Source organism: Synechococcus sp. PH41509, assembly GCF_020514285.1.
Classification (GTDB): Bacteria; Cyanobacteriota; Cyanobacteriia; order PCC-6307; family Cyanobiaceae; genus Parasynechococcus.
Genome location: NZ_VTLD01000024.1, coordinates 75,785 through 91,999, shown reverse-complemented (window position 1 = coordinate 91,999; position 16,215 = coordinate 75,785). Strand labels below are relative to the sequence as shown.

At 61.2% G+C, this 16,215-nt stretch carries 15 protein-coding genes; 12 read left to right on the top strand and 3 right to left on the bottom strand.

All coding sequences use genetic code 11. The features are described 5' to 3' along the window. Positions 1–16: 16 nt before the first annotated feature. From dapF to dacB, 5 genes are all read left to right on the top strand, one after another. Positions 17–1,099, top strand: coding sequence for a diaminopimelate epimerase (gene dapF / locus FZZ88_RS08670; protein ID WP_166016565.1), 1,083 nt, complete (start codon positions 17–19; stop codon positions 1,097–1,099). Next, the gene (locus FZZ88_RS08665; RefSeq protein ID WP_166016564.1) at positions 1,086–2,258 is read left to right on the top strand and encodes an aminotransferase class V-fold PLP-dependent enzyme; all 1,173 of its coding nucleotides are present in this window, start codon (positions 1,086–1,088) and stop codon (positions 2,256–2,258) included. The genes dapF and FZZ88_RS08665 overlap by 14 nt, the downstream gene beginning before the upstream one ends. A 12-nt stretch (positions 2,259–2,270) precedes the next feature. Continuing rightward, entirely contained in the window at positions 2,271–2,987 is a 717-nt protein-coding gene (locus FZZ88_RS08660; RefSeq protein ID WP_166016563.1) for a DUF1995 family protein, read from the top strand. A gap of 62 nt (positions 2,988–3,049) precedes the next feature. Then, positions 3,050–3,556, top strand: coding sequence for a DUF4330 domain-containing protein (locus FZZ88_RS08655; protein WP_166016562.1), 507 nt, complete (start codon positions 3,050–3,052; stop codon positions 3,554–3,556). Next, positions 3,556–4,860, top strand: a complete 1,305-nt coding sequence (gene dacB / locus FZZ88_RS08650; protein ID WP_166016561.1) for a D-alanyl-D-alanine carboxypeptidase/D-alanyl-D-alanine-endopeptidase — start codon at positions 3,556–3,558, stop codon at positions 4,858–4,860. The genes FZZ88_RS08655 and dacB overlap by 1 nt, the downstream gene beginning before the upstream one ends. On the opposite strand, the gene FZZ88_RS08645 is transcribed toward dacB, so the two are convergent. Then, complete coding sequence (locus tag FZZ88_RS08645; protein WP_166016560.1) at positions 4,805–5,824, bottom strand: hypothetical protein; 1,020 nt, start codon at positions 5,822–5,824, stop codon at positions 4,805–4,807. The genes dacB and FZZ88_RS08645 overlap by 56 nt on opposite strands. A 1-nt stretch (position 5,825) precedes the next feature. Continuing rightward, positions 5,826–6,317 (bottom strand): pantetheine-phosphate adenylyltransferase, encoded by a 492-nt coding sequence (gene coaD / locus FZZ88_RS08640; RefSeq protein ID WP_166016559.1) that lies wholly within the window; start codon positions 6,315–6,317, stop codon positions 5,826–5,828. A 69-nt stretch (positions 6,318–6,386) separates the two neighbouring features. Here coaD and FZZ88_RS08635 point away from each other — a divergent pair, with 69 nt between their 5' ends. From FZZ88_RS08635 to FZZ88_RS08605, 7 genes are read left to right on the top strand one after another with little or no spacing between them, the layout of a single operon-like run. After that, a complete protein-coding gene (locus tag FZZ88_RS08635; protein WP_166016558.1) occupies positions 6,387–6,869 on the top strand; it encodes a flavin reductase family protein in 483 nt (160 codons plus the stop codon). Positions 6,870–6,878: 9 nt separating this feature from the next. After that, positions 6,879–8,864 carry an excinuclease ABC subunit UvrC gene (gene uvrC, locus FZZ88_RS08630; RefSeq protein WP_166016557.1) on the top strand — a complete coding sequence of 662 codons (1,986 nt, stop codon included), beginning with the start codon at positions 6,879–6,881 and terminating at the stop codon, positions 8,862–8,864. Next, positions 8,861–9,148, top strand: coding sequence for a hypothetical protein (locus FZZ88_RS08625; protein ID WP_115023056.1), 288 nt, complete (start codon positions 8,861–8,863; stop codon positions 9,146–9,148). Before uvrC ends, FZZ88_RS08625 begins: the two co-directional genes overlap by 4 nt. Before the next feature lie 2 nt (positions 9,149–9,150). Beyond that, the gene (locus FZZ88_RS08620; protein WP_166016556.1) at positions 9,151–10,638 is read left to right on the top strand and encodes a cryptochrome/photolyase family protein; all 1,488 of its coding nucleotides are present in this window, start codon (positions 9,151–9,153) and stop codon (positions 10,636–10,638) included. A gap of 35 nt (positions 10,639–10,673) precedes the next feature. Beyond that, positions 10,674–11,246: a protoporphyrinogen oxidase HemJ gene (gene hemJ, locus FZZ88_RS08615; protein WP_166016555.1), complete on the top strand. Its 573-nt coding sequence runs from the start codon at positions 10,674–10,676 to the stop codon at positions 11,244–11,246. 1 nt (position 11,247) lies between these two features. Next, a complete protein-coding gene (locus FZZ88_RS08610) occupies positions 11,248–11,895 on the top strand; it encodes a PHP domain-containing protein (protein WP_166016554.1) in 648 nt (215 codons plus the stop codon). A gap of 27 nt (positions 11,896–11,922) precedes the next feature. After that, a complete protein-coding gene (locus FZZ88_RS08605; RefSeq protein WP_166016553.1) occupies positions 11,923–12,477 on the top strand; it encodes a hypothetical protein in 555 nt (184 codons plus the stop codon). On the opposite strand, the gene cobN is transcribed toward FZZ88_RS08605, so the two are convergent. Further along, positions 12,467–16,195, bottom strand: a complete 3,729-nt coding sequence (cobN, locus tag FZZ88_RS08600) for a cobaltochelatase subunit CobN (protein ID WP_166016552.1) — start codon at positions 16,193–16,195, stop codon at positions 12,467–12,469. The two genes, FZZ88_RS08605 and cobN, sit on opposite strands and share 11 nt — an antisense overlap. Positions 16,196–16,215 lie beyond the last annotated feature (20 nt).

Below are 16,215 nucleotides of genomic sequence, written 5' to 3'. Positions count from 1 at the left end.
GCGATACCGGCCACGCATGCTGCAGTTCAGCAAATATCAGGGACTTGGCAACGACTTCCTGATTGTGGAGGGCCGGCAGGGACAACTGCCCGATGCCATCAGTGATCCCGATCCCGCCTGGGTGCGCCATATCTGCGATCGGCGTTTCGGTGTTGGCGCGGATGGCCTGATCCTGGCGCTTCCACCTCAGGCGGAGGGTGAACTGCGCATGCGGATTATCAATGCGGATGGAAGTGAGGCCGAGATGTGCGGCAACGGCATTCGTTGCCTGGCGCGTTATCTGGCCGATACCGATGGAGATGCGCCAGGCCGAAGTTGGGACATCGAAACCCTCGCGGGAATGATTCGCCCTGAACTTATGGCGGACCGCCAGTTGCGGGTGGACATGGGGTCTCCTTTCCTCACGCCGGACGGCATCCCCACAACACTGATGCCGGAGGACGGTCTGCCCCAGGGGGTGCTGATGCTGGACGACGATCAACTGAAGGTGGCCGCTGTTGGTATGGGCAACCCTCACGTGGTGGTTCCCGTTGAGGATCTCGCCAGCATTCCCTTTGAGGCCTGGGGAGCAGCCCTGGAGGTGCATCCAGCGTTCCCCGCCAAAACCAATGTTCATTTCCTTCAGGTTCACAGCCGTGAGCGTCTGGAGATCCGGGTGTGGGAGCGGGGTGCAGGTCCAACCCTGGCTTGCGGCACTGGAGCCTGCGCCACCCTCGTGGCGGCGGTGTTGCTGGGCCTCGCCGATGACTGTGCCGAGGTTCTCCTTCCCGGCGGTCCGCTGATGATCGAATGGCGCGATCGAACTGGTTCGGTGCTGATGACTGGACCGGCGGAGGCAGTGTTTGATGGTGTGCTGACGCCAGAGTTGGTTCCTGGTCCGTCTGCCGTGGCTCCCCAGCTCAGTCCCGTTAACCAGGTCAACACCAATTCCTCACCCGCCAAAGAGGCGACGCCTGCTGCGAGTCCAGAGGACGAAGCGGCCGCCCTGGAGCAGGTGCAGAACTTTCTGAACTCCACCTCTCTCGATTCGATGCTCAATCTCGCCAGTGAGTCACTGGAGCAACGCACCAAGGCGCGGTTCGAGCGTGGGACGCCCTGAGCTCTATCTGGATGCTGCTGCCACGACGCCGCCACTGCCGGCGGTGCTCACGGTGATGCAGCAGCTTCAGCAGTCGGCCTGGGCGAACCCCAGCAGTCTCCATGGAGCAGGGCTGGCAGCAGCGGAGGCCCTCGAGCGGGCGCGCTGGCGTATGGCTGATCGTTTTGGTGTCGGTGCTGATCAGTTGATCGTTACCTCTGGGGCGACTGAATCCGTCCATCTCGCCCTTCTCGGCAGTGCCGCGGGTCTTGCCCCCGGCCGGGTGGTGATCTCTGCAGTGGAGCATCCAGCGGTGATCGCTGCGGCTTACCAACTCGAGGCCCGGGGGTGGAGCGTTGCTGAATGGCCTGTCGATGGGCAGGGGGTGGTGCGACTGGACCAACTCGATCAGCTGTTGTCTGCTCCGACGCGGTTGGTCTCCCTGACCGCCGCCCAGGGTGAGGTGGGTGCGCTTCAACCTCTGATCGAGGTTGCCCAGGCCTGCCGCGAGCGCGGCATCGTGATCCACAGCGATGCCACCCAACTCGTACCGCAGGGCTGTTTCCCGTTCGAGCGTCTCGGGGTCGACTTGCTAACCCTCTCCGCCCACAAGTTCCGTGGTCCCCGGGGCGTGGGCCTGCTGATTCGCGCCCCAGGTGTTGCCCTCTCAACGCTCCAGGGCGGTGGTGGACAGGAGCATGGCCTGCGCTCCGGTACTGAACCCGTCGCTCTTGTCAGCGGTATGGCAGAAGCTCTGAAGGTGCTTCCAAGCTTTGACCCCGTTACGCATCCCGTACCCCCTGGCAGCGCAGTGCAGATCCGCCGCCAACGCGATCAACTGCTTGAGCGCCTACTGGAGCTTCCCCAGCTCCGGCTTTGCGGCCCCCCGCTGTCAGGCCGTCTGCCGCACCACATTGCGCTGCTGGTGAAGTCGACCGATGGCATGCCTCTGCCGGGTCGCGACCTCGTGCGGCGGCTTGCAGCGGCGGGAGTGGCCTGCAGCAGTGGCAGCGCCTGCAGCAGTGGAAGCAGCTCAGACAGTGTCGTTCTCACGGCCATGGGGATTCCCGAGCCTGAACGGCAGTCAGGGCTGCGCCTGACCCTTGGCCCATGGCTCTCTGATCAGGACCTCGACGCTGTTCCAGGCCGTTTTGAATCCGTATTGAGGGCTTTTCCCTGACATGCTTTGGCGATGACTCAATCCGACGCCCCCTGTCTCAACCTCCCCGCGGATCTGCTTGCAGCCGAGGAGGCCATGTTGCAAGCCGCCCTGGCAGCGGTGGGTTCTGGCGACGGCCAACGCTGGGCAGCAAGCCTGCGGTTTGAGGGGTTGCGACTGCTGCCGGTGGCGGTGCGTCTGGCCCGTGCACTCATCGCTACCGGTCAGCAGCTGGTGATGGTCTGGCCCGACGCCGGCGCTGCAGCCCTGGCGCGGCGTGATGCGGAGGATCTCAAAGACGTGATCCTCGACTTCAATCAGCTGAAACGCTCGGACAGCACAACTCCCGATACGCGCCTGCTCCTCGCGGTGAATCCTTCGCCCGCTGATTACGAGGAGTTCCAGGCCTTATGCGAAAACCATGCCGGAGTGATCTTGATGCTGAATGGACGTCTGGAAGACGCCGCTGTCGGGATCGGCAGCGTGGCCCGGGAGCGCCGTAAGGGTTTCGTGGCCAGTTGGCAACAGGCCTATTGGCTCCAGCCGTTGGATGGAGGAGCGCTGATGCGCTGCTTCCCCGATGACTGGCGTCTCTATCGCCAGGATCCCGATGGGTACCGGCCATTGGAGGTGCTTCCCGAACGCCCGGACCCTGACACCACCGCAGCTCTGCTGGCTGGGGAAGATCCCGACAGCATCAAGCAGCAGCTCTCCGGCGTTGATCGCTTCCTTGATGGTCTTCGCACTTGAGAAGCGGTTGGCTTGATCCAGGATCAGACACTCTTTAAGGTTCGTGCCCAAGCTCCCCTTCGATGGTGCTCAACAGGCTGCGATCCTTTTCTCCCATCGATGCAGTGGCAGCTGTTGTCGCCCTGGCAGCTCTTGGTGGAGTGATCTGGTCCCCCAAGCTCTCCAATGCAGTCGCGAAAGCGACTGGTGCCTTGAAGCCTGTGCAGGTCAGCGTGGATGTGCGTCATCTGTACAGCGCTAATCCTGAGCAACTGCTGAATTCAGCCCGGGAGGAAGCGGCGCTGAACATCGTGATACGGAACCAACCAGCCGGCCGTGTGACTTTGGTTTCGGTGGATGACCTCACCAATTCCCTGACGGCAGTTCAGCCCGATGGTTCGGTGGTTGTTGCTGATGCCCCCAGCACCGCCCTGCCCCGACACGCTCGTTTTGTGATGGAGGCCAATGCGGAGATCAAACCTTCAGGTGTTGTGATCGGCGGGACCAAGCTCAAGGTTGGAGTTCCCGTCGAGCTTGAAGGACGTCTCTACCGCTTAAACGGTTTCGTCAGTGGAGTGACGCCTCTGTGATGCGTTCTGCTCTATTCACCCTGCTTTTGCTGGCGCCCCAGTTGCCTCTGAGGGCAGCAACTCCGTTGCTGGCACCGCCACCGGTGGTTCAGCGCCAAGGCCAGGTGCTGCTCGCCGGTGGAGCCCTTTGTCCGGCATTGCAATCGGCCCTGGAAACCGCTGTGGGTCCTGAAAAGCGGGTGTGGAGCGTCAGCGTTGTGGATCAACGCGGCCATTTGCTGGCTGATCTGAACGGGGGGATTCCCCGTGTTCCAGCATCCAATCAAAAACTGGTCAGCACGGCCTTTGCTCTGGATCGCCTCGGTCCCGACTTCAGGCTGAAAACGCAGTTGTTGCGTCATGCCGATGGGACGCTTGAAATTGTTGGGGAAGGGGATCCCGACCTCAGCATTGCGGAGATCCAGAAGTTCGCCATGGTGGCGCTCGGCCAGGGCGGCTCTCGCACCCCGACCAGCCTTTCAACAGTGCCTGTGCAGTTGATGGTGCGAGAGGAACCGCGGCAGCGCTGGTGGCCCGCCGACTGGGACCCGGCGGATCGCTCCTATGCCTACGGCGCTCCGATCACCCGCCTCGCTCTCACCAGCAATGCACTGCATATGGCGGTGATGGATCCAGCGGCACGGTTGCAGCGGATTCTGAATTCCACCATCCGTCAGCAGGGGGGGGAGATCCGTCTTCAGATGGTTGACCAGCAGACCCGAGAAGCGGTAACTGCGCGGAGTGATGAGGCGAGTGTGGTGCTGCACAGCGAGGATTCAGCGCCGATGCATGCTCTCCTCAGCCTTGCCAACACGGAGAGCCATAACTTCACCGCCGAGGTGCTGATGCGCGAAGCCTCAGACGTCTGGGACGTGAATCATGCGGCCCTGGCCACCACCCGATGGATGCAGGCCCAAGGGCTTCCTATGACAGGACTGCGGGTGCGGGACGGCAGTGGACTTTCAAGGGGCAACCGTTTGACCAGTCGCTCCCTCTCCGTTTTGCTGTGGCGCATGGCGCAACATCCCCTGGCGGCTTACTACCAGGCCTCGATGGCGATTGCAGGGCAGAGAGGAACTCTGCGCAACTATTTCCGTGGCACATCACTTCAAGGGCGTTTCTGGGGCAAAACAGGAACCCTGAGCGGTGTTCGCTCGATTTCGGGAATTCTTGAGACCGCTGATGGACCCCGATACGTGAGCATGATCTCCAACGGGGCCTATGCACCCAACAGCGTGATGGGGCAGATTCTTCTGGCAAGCCAGCGGGTCAGCCGTTGCCCCTCATGGAACGCAGGCGGGACGCAGCACGGTGGGCCCGACTGATCGGCACGGCCTTGGAGTCCTCTCCTCCGTTGGCCGCAGGGGCAGCTGAACGGATCGTCTGAATCTTGGACAGCTCCTGACGGCCGGCCATCACCACCTGGGCCATTTCCTTCAACCGCACTTCCAGCTCACCCAGGGTCTGCTCGGCATAACGGTTGGCGCCATCCTGAACACCGGCGGCCTCCTGACGGCTGCGCTGGATCAGCGACTCGCACTGCTGCTGGGTCTGCTGGCGGAACTGAAGCGCATCGTTGTGGATCCGCTCAGCCTCCTCGCGGCCTTCCTTTTGCAGGCGAAGAGCCTCATGGCGGATGGTTTCAAGATCCTGCAGTGCCTGCTGGCGGTTCGCTTCATGCTGCTCAGCGTGTTGACGCTTGAGCTCAATAGCGTTCTTTTCCATTTGCTGGATCTGTTGCTGAGCCTGTTGGCGGCTCGCTTCGTGTTGATCCCCATGCTGGCGCTTCAGTTCAATCGCCTCTTGATCGAGCTGCTGACGACGTTCCAGGGCCTCCTGCTCCAGTTGCTGCCGCCGGGCAGCGAACTGTTGCTCCATCTGCGCCAGCTTGCTTTGCATCTCCTGTTCCAACTTGGCGCCTTGCTGACGCGTCGTCTGAAGCAGCTGCTCACACTGCTGGCGGGTCTGATCACGCATCTCATTCACCTGCCGCTCAGCTTCCTGGCGAATGGCGGCATTGTTCACAAGCTGTTCGCGCTGGCGCTGGGCCTGATCAACGATCTCCTCTGCGCTCTTGCGGGCGGTGTTGATGAACTCGTCGCGCCGATCAATCAGCTTGGCGGCCCGCTCCAAGTCTTTGGGCAGTCCCTCCCGTACGGCATCGAGAAGCTCAACGGCATCGGCTTCGTTGACCAGACGTCCGCCAGTGAAGGGGAGTCGACTGCCCTCCAGAACAACTTCCTCCAACTGGTCGAGTTGATCGAGAACGGTGAACCGGACGTCGTTCATCTCAGCTGGCTGGGAAAGCCGAATTAAAGAGCCTGTTGAGGTCCTTCGCCACCTCTGGCGGCACCATGTGGTCGATGGATCCGCCGAAGCGGGCCACTTCCTTCACCACGGAGCTGCTGAGAAAGCTATGGCGTGCTGTCGTGGCCATGAACACGGTCTCCAGATCCTCCGCTAACGACCGGTTGGTGTGGGCGATCTGTAGCTCATATTCGAAGTCACTCATTGCTCGCAGGCCCCGCAGGATTAAGTCGGCGCGATGGGTAACAGCACAGTTCACCGTGAGGCCATCGAAACTGATCACCTCAACGCCAGACAAATGACGCGTCGAGGTGCGGATCTGTTCGATTCGTTCTTCGACAGTGAAGGCAGGGCGCTTGCTCGGATTGCTGAGCACGGCAACGACCACTTCGCCAAAGAGACTCACAGCCCGCTCAATCAGGTCCATATGACCATTGGTGAGAGGGTCGAAACTGCCTGGGTAGAGCGCCCGCATCGGGAATCAGCGATGGGCGGATCCTATGCAGCGGATTGCTGTTTAGATTTCGTCCAACGCATCCGTGCCATGAGCCTCGACGTTGACGCCAAGAAGGTCCTGCTCCGCAAGATCCCCCATGGACTCTTCATCTGCGGCGTTCGCAACGGCGATGAGGTCAATGGTTTCACCGCCAGCTGGGTGACCCAGGGATCCTTTGAACCACCTCTGGTGGTGATGGGCGTTCGAGCCGACAGCAGCAGTCACGCCATCATCGAAGCCACCGGCAAGTTCTCCCTGAATGTGCTGCGGGCCGACCAAAAAGATCTGGCTGCCGTTTTTTTCAAGCCCCAAAAGGCGCTTGGTGGTCGTTTTGAGGCGGCACCGTTTGAAGAGGGAGAGCTTGGCTTGCCTCTCCTCACCGATGCCGTCGGTGGTGTGGAGTGCGAACTCGTGGGGTCGATCAAGCACGGTGACCACACAGTCTTTGTTGGAGAAGTGAAAACAGCGCGTCTGATTGCTGATGGTGATGCACTGAATCTGGCCAGCACCGGCTGGAATTACGGCGGCTGAGCAGACGAGGTGGATGCAGCTCCTGGTTCACCGCTGCTGACGCAGCCTGAACGTCTTGAACACCGCCTGAAGGAGATTCCCGCTGAACCGGGTTGCTATCTGATGCGGGACGGCGACGACCGGATCCTCTACGTCGGTAAGTCGAAGTCCTTGCGCAGTCGGGTGCGCAGTTATTTCCGCAGTCGGCACGATCTGTCGCCACGGATCCGCCTGATGACGCGCCAGGTCTGCGAGATCGAGTTCATCGTGACCGACAGCGAGGCGGAAGCCCTCGTTCTTGAATCCAACCTGATCAAGAACCATCAGCCGCACTTCAACGTGCTGCTGAAGGATGACAAAAAATACCCATACCTCTGCATCACCTGGAGTGAGGCCTATCCAAGGATTTTCATCACCCGTCGCCGTCGTTTCCGCAGTCCCCTGGACCGCTTCTACGGGCCCTATGTCGATGTTGGGCTGTTGCGTCGCACGCTGTTTCTGGTGAAACGCGTCTTCCCGCTGCGGCAGCGGCCACGACCGATGTATCCCGACCGCACCTGCCTCAACTACAACATCGGCCGCTGTCCGGGGGTTTGTCAGGAAAAAATCAGCTCCGAGGACTACCACCGCACCATCCGCAAGGTGGCGATGGTGTTTCAGGGCCGCAGTGATGAGTTGCAGCAGCTGCTTCAGGAGCAGATGGGGCGTTACGCCGAGCGAATGGATTACGAATCGGCAGCCAGGGTGCGCGATCAACTTCAGGGTCTGGATCAGCTCACCGCAGACCAAAAAATGAGCCTGCCGGACTCTTCCGTAAGCCGAGATGTTCTTGCCCTTGCGTTTGATGAGCGGCTGGCTGCCGTCCAGCTGTTTCAGATGCGGGCCGGGAAGCTGGTGGGACGTCTGGGCTACACCGCCGATGCGTCCGGTTTGGAGCCTGGCCTGATCCTGCAGCGCGTGATTGAAGAGCACTACAGCCAGGTGGATTCCGTTGAGGTTCCGCCCGAGCTTTTGGTTCAACACGCTTTGCCTCAGCAGACGCTGATGGAGGACTGGTTGTCGGAACAACGGGAGCGTCGGGTGCAGATCCACTGCCCGCAGCGCCAGCAAAAGGCCGACCTGATCGAACTGGTTCAGCGCAATGCTGAGTTTGAGTTGCTTCGCGCCAAGCAGGGGCAGGAGAAGCAGTCTTTGGCGACGGAGGATCTGGCGCAGCTGCTGGAGTTACCGACCCCGCCGCGGCGGATTGAGGGATATGACATCAGCCATATCCAGGGCAGCGATGCCGTGGCCTCGCAGGTGGTGTTCATTGATGGACTCCCGGCCAAGCAGCACTACCGCAAATACAAAATCCGCAGCAGCAGCATCCGAGCTGGCCACAGCGACGACTTCATGGCGATGGCGGAAATCATGCGTCGCCGTTTTCGACGTTGGGCTCGGGCGAAAGCTGAGGGGGTGGATGTGGGGGCGCTGCGACACAAAGGCGGCAGTGCGCTGCAAACCGACGGCCTTAACGACTGGCCCGATGTGGTGATGATCGATGGGGGCAAGGGCCAGCTTTCCGCCGTGATGGAGGCCCTGCGCGAACTGGATCTACATGAGGATCTGAACGTCTGCTCGCTCGCCAAACAGCGCGAAGAGGTTTTTCTCCCGGGTGAAAGCCAACCGCTGGAGAGTGAACCGGACCAGCTCGGTGTTGTGCTTCTGCGCCGGTTGCGGGACGAAGCTCACCGTTTTGCCGTCACCTTCCATCGCCAGCAGCGGGGAGAACGGATGAAGCGGTCTCGCCTGTCTGACATCCCAGGGGTTGGGCCGAAGCGGGTGAAGGATCTTCTGGCCCATTTCCATTCGATCGATGCCATCCAGTTGGCGTCGATCGAGACCCTCTCCAAAGCACCTGGGGTGGGCCCCGCGCTGGCCCGCGATATCCATGACTTCTTCCACCCTTCAGAGGCCGGGGACGACGGTGTTGACGGGGCTGGTTTAGAAGAACAGCCTCAGGAACTCTCCGCATGATCCGTCATCTCTGCATGGCCCTGGCAGGAGTGCTTCTATTCGCCACCCCGGTCTGGGCGTCTCCCGGCCTCTGCACAGGGCCTGTCTGTGCCGACGGCATCACCCGCAGTGCCAAGAATCATTGGCAGTTGGTGCTGCGTCTCAACGACCAGCAGGGCCATCACGAAAAGGTGGTGATGAATTGCCGGGCCGGCCAGCTGAGCCCCATGTCCGGTCCTGTGGATCGGGCTTATGCCACCGCCCTGGGTCGTCGTGCCTGCCGTCTTGCGGGTGAGGACAGCTGACGGTGGATCTCAGTCTCGTTTTTCCCCATCAGCTGTTTGAGCACCACCCTGCGATTCGTCCTGGACGGCCCGTTGCCCTGATCGAGGATCCGCTCTTCTTTGGTTCCGACCCCACCTGGCCCATGCAGGTGCATCGGCAGCGTCTTCTTCTTCATCGAGCATCGATGACGGCCTACGCCGAGATGCTTCAAGCCAAGGGCCTCACCGTTCTGCGCGTTCTGCAGGGGAAGGTGGGTGACACCACTGAGATCTTGGCGGATCTAGTGGCCCAGGGATACCGCTCTTTTTATCTGGCGGATCCGGTCGACGATGTCCTCTCGAAACGGATCTCAGCCTTTGCATCGCGGCATCAATGCGGCCTAGAGATCGTCCCCACACCGATGCTGCTCACCCCAGCTGCGGTGATCGATGAACACTTCGCTGCTGGCAAGAAGCCCTTGATGGGTCGCTTCTACGAGATGCAGCGCAAGCGACTGGATCTGTTGATCGAACCTGAGGGTGGCCCCGTTGGCGGGCGCTGGAGTTTTGATGCCGATAACCGCAAGAAGCTGCCCAAAGGCATCGTTGTTCCTGATCCACCAGTGGAGCGCTCGACAACAGCCGTTGACCAAGCGCGTCAGCAGCTGATCGAGGAGGGCGTGGCTGGTATCGGCAGCTGGGATTCGTTTCATTACCCCGTGACCCATTTGGATGCTGCCCGCTGGCTGGATGGGTTTCTTGACCAACGGTTGCGAGAGTTCGGGGCCTATGAAGATGCGATCAGCACCCAGCACCGGGTGATGTGGCACAGCGTGCTCACACCGATGCTGAACATCGGGCTGCTCACGCCACAACAGGTGCTGGATCGCACGCTGGAGCGAGCTGCGAGCGGCGATGTTCCCCTGAATTCACTTGAAGGATTTCTGCGTCAGATCGTCGGCTGGCGGGAGTTCATGGCCGCGATGTACCGGCGCCATGGGGTGGAGATGCGAAAGGGCAATTTCTGGGGTTTCGAAGACCGACCGATTCCCTCTGCCTTCTACACCGCATCAACGGGCCTGCCCCCGATTGATGACGCCATCCGTCATGCGCTCGAGACCGGCTACTGCCACCACATCGAACGCTTGATGCTCCTGGGCAATGTGATGCTCCTCTGCGGATTCCATCCAACCCGGATCTACACCTGGTTCATGGAGCTTTTTGTCGATGCCTACGACTGGGTGATGGTGCCCAACGTTTATGGGATGAGTCAGTTCGCCGATGGTGGGCTGTTCACGACCAAGCCCTATCTGTCGGGTTCGAATTACGTGCGCAAGATGTCGGACTACCGCAAGGGGGAGTGGTGCGACACCTGGGATGGATTGTTCTGGACCTTCATCCACCGCCATCAAGACTTCTTCCGTCGCCAATACCGGCTGGCGATGATGGCCCGAAACCTGGATCGCATGGGCCCTGATGCTCTCTTGGCCCATCAGCGCCGGGCCAGCGATTTTCTTGACGGGCTCACCTGAACCCTGCGTAAGGTCGCTTCAGATCGGCTGTGTTGATGACGTTCTCGCCCGAGGCCTACCTCTGGTTCAAGACCCTGCACATCGTTGGGGTTGTGGTGTGGTTTGCGGGCCTCTTTTATTTAGTGCGCCTGTTCATCTACCACGTCGAAACCGAGGAGCTGGCGCCGGAACTGCAACAGCCGTTCCGGGATCAGTACACCTTGATGGAGAAACGTCTCGCCAACATCATCACCACGCCCGGCATGGTTGTGGCTGTCTCGATGGCCATCGGCCTGCTGTTGGCTCAACCGTCTTGGCTTCAACAGGGCTGGATGCACGCCAAACTTGCTTTTGTGGCAGCCCTGCTGGCCTATCACGTGTTTTGTTATCGGCTTATGGGCCAACTGCACGCGGGCACCTGCGCCTGGTCGGGCAAGCAGCTTCGAGCTCTGAATGAGCTGCCCACCCTGCTGCTGGTGATCGTGGTGATGCTGGTGGTGTTCAAGACGCAATTCCCCACAAGCGCGGCGACCTGGTTCATCGTTGCCCTGGTGGTGTTCATGGCGGCGTCGATCCAGTTCTATGCCCGCTGGCGGCGTCTGCGGGCTGAAGCTTCTGCCAAAGCCTGAGATGACCCACCCCCTCAAGGCCGTCCTCGAGCAGGTGGGACCGTCGAGCTGCCCCACCACGCACAACTTTCACTGCCACACCGTCTGCAGTGACGGAAGCCTCGAACCGCTCGAGCTCATCCAACAGGCCACCGAGCTGGGGCTCCAGCACCTGGCGGTGACGGATCACCACAGCTCCCAGGCCCACAGGGAGATCCGTGCCTGGTTAGATCAGCAACGCGGCGCCGGTGCTGTGTGTCCCATGGTCTGGAGCGGGATGGAAATCAGTGCATTGCTGAAGGGATGCCTTGTGCATGTGCTGGCCCTCGGCTTTGAGCTGCACCACCCAGCACTTCAGCCTTACAACCGCGGTGATGCCGTCGTTGGAGAACCGTTGCGTGCCGAGGCGGTGGTCAAGGCCATTCATGCCGCCGGCGGATTGGCGATCCTTGCTCATCCCGCCCGGTATCGCCTTGACCATGACGTTCTGATCAACGAGGCGGCTCGGCTGGGTTTCGATGGGGGTGAGGCCTGGTACGACTACGACATGCAAACGACCTGGTCTGCCAGCCCGTTGATCTGCGACTCCATCGATCGTCAGCTCGGCAACCTTGGCCTTTTGCGTACGTGTGGCACTGATACCCATGGAATTGACCTTCGTGGCCGCTAAGTTCGGACCATCTCAGTTCCGGTCGACATGGGCTTCTTGGATCGTCTGCTGAAAAAGGATTCCGCAGAGTCCGACTCCTCGATTGAGCCTCGCAAGCCAGCGAAGGAGAAGCCGGCGGAGTTCTTCCTCGATGCAGATTCCTCATCCTCACTGGGGGATGTGAACTACATGCGCGAGTCGAAAACGATTCGCCGCACCTTCCCCGGCACGGCTGCCAGCCCCGGAACGAAGGAACAGATCATGGAGGTGGCTGCCGAAACCGAGAAGCTTGAGAAGCGCAGCGAAGGCCTTGGCGGGGCTGTCAAGAAGGAAGAATCCGTCAACATCACAGCCGGCATTCCCAAGCCGGTGAAGAAAACCTTTGCTGAACAGGTGAGCACGAAGGAGATGAGCCAGCGCCTCAAGGGCACGGCCATCACCGGGGTTAATACCCCTGCAGCGGCTGATGCAGCTCCTGTCGGTCGCAAGGAAGAGCTGAAGGCCCCGGCGGAACCGACGGCCAAGGTTGGCTCCGCTGCACCATCCTCCAAGCCTGGATCGATCGATCCCTTCCGTCAGATGGTCCGCGATCTCAACAAATAGGGCTGCCCCGTTCAATCTTGGCTTCGCTGCTGTTCACCAGCCGTTGCAGCAGCTGCAACTGTTCAGCAGTTGCGGTACCCCAGAGGCCTCGATTCGAGGCTTCCAAAAGTCGTTCCCCCATATCCCTAAGCACCCAGGGATTGCTGGTGCTTAGGAACTCCTGGATCCTGGGCTGGTTCAACCACTGATCACAGAGTGCTCCGTAACACCAATCGGGTACACGATCGGTGGAGGCGTCATAGGCGAACAGGTAATCAAGACTGGCCCCCATCTCGAAGGCCCCCTTGTAGCCGTGTTGCATCATTCCCTCGATCCAGCGGGGATTGAGCATCCGGCTGCGCATCACTTTGTCGATTTCTTTCTCGAGATGGTGCATCCGAGGCCGTTCATGGCGTGAGTGATCCCCAAACCACAGCTGCGGACGCGCCCCGGACACCTCTTCCACGGCTGCACTCAGCCCACCCTGGAACTGGTAATAGTCGTCTGAATCGAGCAGATCATGCTCGCGGTTGTCCTGGTTGTGCAGAACCACCTGCACCCTGCCCAGTGCCTGCTCGAGTCCGGAGCGATCAAGGCTGGGAGCGTCGGAGCCGTCATAGGACCACTGACTCCAGCTGAGGAAAGCCTGCGCGAGATCTGAGCGTGACTCCCAGCTGCCACTGTCGATTAGGGCCTGAAGACCGGCTCCATAGGCACCTGGGGCTGATCCATAGATGCGGCCCTGGGGTCCCCCTTCACGGGTCAGACCCGCCAGCGGATTGACTGAGTCCGGTTCATCGAGCACTGCGACCATCGACTGGGCCTGATGCACCCAGCCCACCAACTGGGGAAAGGCATCGCGGAACAGTCCAGAGATGCGCAGCACCACATCCACTCGCGGTCGACCCAGCAATCGAGCCGGAATGACCTCGAGATCCACCAACCGCCGGGTGGGGCCATCCCAGACCGGCCGAACACCGATCAGGGCCAGCAGTTGGGCGATGTCTTCTCCGCCATTGCGCATCGTGGCAGTTCCCCAGACCGATAAAGCCATATGGCGCAATGGCTCCCCTTGCTCCAGCAGATGAAGGTCCAGCAGCTGCTCCGCTGACCGACGCCCGAGATCCCAGGCCGCTTCCGTGGGCAAACCCCGTAGGTCGACCGAATAAAAATTTCGGCCCGTGGGAAGCACATCGGGACGTCCACGACTCGGAGCTCCTGAGGGTCCCGCTGCAATGCGCTGGCCTTGAATGCCCCGCAAGAAGGCCGATTTTTCGGCCCCGGCACAACCGTTCAAGCGGGGCCAGAGCTCGTTGCGGAGGTTGAACAGGCAGCGATCATCCGGGTCCCAGTTCTGGAAGGGTTCGGCCAGCCCGTCGCTTCGTTCTCCGTGGACAACCTGTCGAATCAACAGAAGCGCCTGCTGCTCAAGCCAGTCACAGCCATCTCCGACCCGACGGCAATCCGAGCCGCCCAGCCTGCTTAGCCGGTTCTGGTCCGTCTCAGACAGCCGCTCACCTTCATCCTGTTGCCAGGGGTCGAACGCCAGGCTCGCTTGCTGGGCCATGGCCTGCAGCAACCCTGGCTGCCCTTGCCGGGGCGGGCGGGCGAGTGCGATCAGCAGTTCATCGGCTGCGGCGGCAGAAGGAGCGACGCCGAACCGATGCAGCCCGGTGCGGATCTGCGATTCCTTCAGTTCGCAGAGATAGGTCTCTGCCTGATCCAGGCAGGTCTCCAGGAGTTCCGGTTGACGTCGAAGCTCCTCCCCGCTGGGAATTCCAGGCCAGTTGAGGGTCAGCAAGGTGGCATGAACCGACTGTTCCAGCACCCGCGCTCGTTCACCCCCGAGCTGACGAACCTCCACCAGTTCATCGAGAAGCCCTTCTAAGCGCTGCAATGGTCCATGCAGCCCAGCACGGCCGAGAGGAGGTGTGAGGTGGTCCAGAACGACGGCGTGACCACGTCGTTTGGCCTGGGAGCCTTCTCCGGGGTCGTTGACGATGAAGGGATAGAGGTGGGGGATGGGACCGAGGGCAAGACCGGGGCCGCAGCTCTCGCTCAGTCCCACCGATTTGCCCGGCAACCATTCGGCACTGCCGTGTTTTCCCACATGCAACATCACCTGGGTCTGATGCACCTGGCGTAGCCAGAGGTATTGGGCCAGATAACGGTGCGGTGGTGGAAGATCTGGTGAATGAAGATCAGCGATCTGATCAGCGTCGTAACCACGATCCGGTTGGATCAACACCAGCACGTGACCGAAGCGCAGCCCGTGAATCGCAAAACCCTTGCTTCCGTCCAGATCGCAGGCGCTCTCCGGAGGTCCCCATCGGGATGCGATCAAGCGTCGTGCCGGCTCAGGAATTGTGCTCCACCAGTCCAAATAGATGGCAAGGGGAAGATGATCCAGCGGCGGTCGGTTCTGCCCCTCCGGTGCATTGGTCCGTCCGGCCAGCAGCTGTTGCATCAAGTCATCGCCCGTGCTTGGCAAAGACTCCGTCCCGAGGCCATAGCCCGCTTCCGCTAGCCAGGTGAGCATCCGCCACGTGCTGTCAGGTGTGTCGAGACCGACGCCATTGGCAACACGGCCATCCCGGACGGGATAGTTGGCCAGAACCATGGCGATACGACGGTCAGCGCATGGCGTCTGGCGCAGCTCGATCCAGCGGCGGCTGTGCTCTGCAAGCCATCCAATCCCCCTTGAATCCGGCTCTAGGCAGGGAATGGCTGTGGCTAGAGGTCCGGTGGCCTTCCGGTGGTCACGAAAAGCGCACGGGCGCGTGGTGATCCGCGCATCCAGTTCCGGCATCACCACCTGCAGCGAAAGATCCATCGGATTGAGCCCTTGGCTGCTCTCCAGCCACTGGGCGCGGCTGCGGCTGCTGCTGAGCAGCTGCAACACCGGTCGATCCAGGCGATCCCAGAGCGGACTGCCCAAGCCGGCTTGTTCCGCCTGGACCGAGGCAAAAGACGTGCCTGCGATGACGAGCTCTGCCCGTTGCTGCAGGAGCAGGTCATGCACTCCGGCCTGGACTGCGGGGTCTCGCAAGCTGCTGACCCAGAGCAGACAGGGTCGCAGTCCCTGCCTCCGCAGGGCGTCATTCAAGGCATCCGCCAGGGCCAGATCACCTGCTTGAAACTGGGCTCGGTAAAGCACCACTCCCACCGTGGCACCGGATTCATCCCGCCAATCCCAGGGCATGGGGTCAGGGCATGGCACCACCGCAATGCTCTTTGGGGACGGTGGGCTGCCGTCAAGCAGGGCCTCGAGGCATCGCAGCAGTTGGCCCATGTTCTCGATACCTCCCTCCCGCAGTAGTGCCGACAGCTGATCAGCTAGTTCAGGGCTGCAGGAGCCAAGTCCATGGAGTTCGTTGCTTTGGTCGGCGGTTCCGGCCAGGACGATCAATTCCCGTTGCGGTGCATCACTGCACCATCGCTGCAGCTGCTCGAACCCGTAGCTCCAGTGCCCACGGCTTCCCAGCAGTCGAACCACAATCAACCGAGCCGCCTGGGCAGTGGTGTTGAGGTAGTGGTCCAGCTGAGCTGGGTGTTCGAGACAACTCAGGGGCAACGCGCGGATCCGCTCGTTCCAGGCCGGAGTGAGTGGAAGGCAGGCGTCGAGGCAACTGATATCTGTGCCGGCGCTGGTCAAGAACAGCACATCTGCGCCTGGCTGCTCGACGAGCACCACGTCTTCGGGTGGGTCCAGACCCGGACAGGTGGCAAGACGATGCATGGCTCCATTCTCCGTCTCGT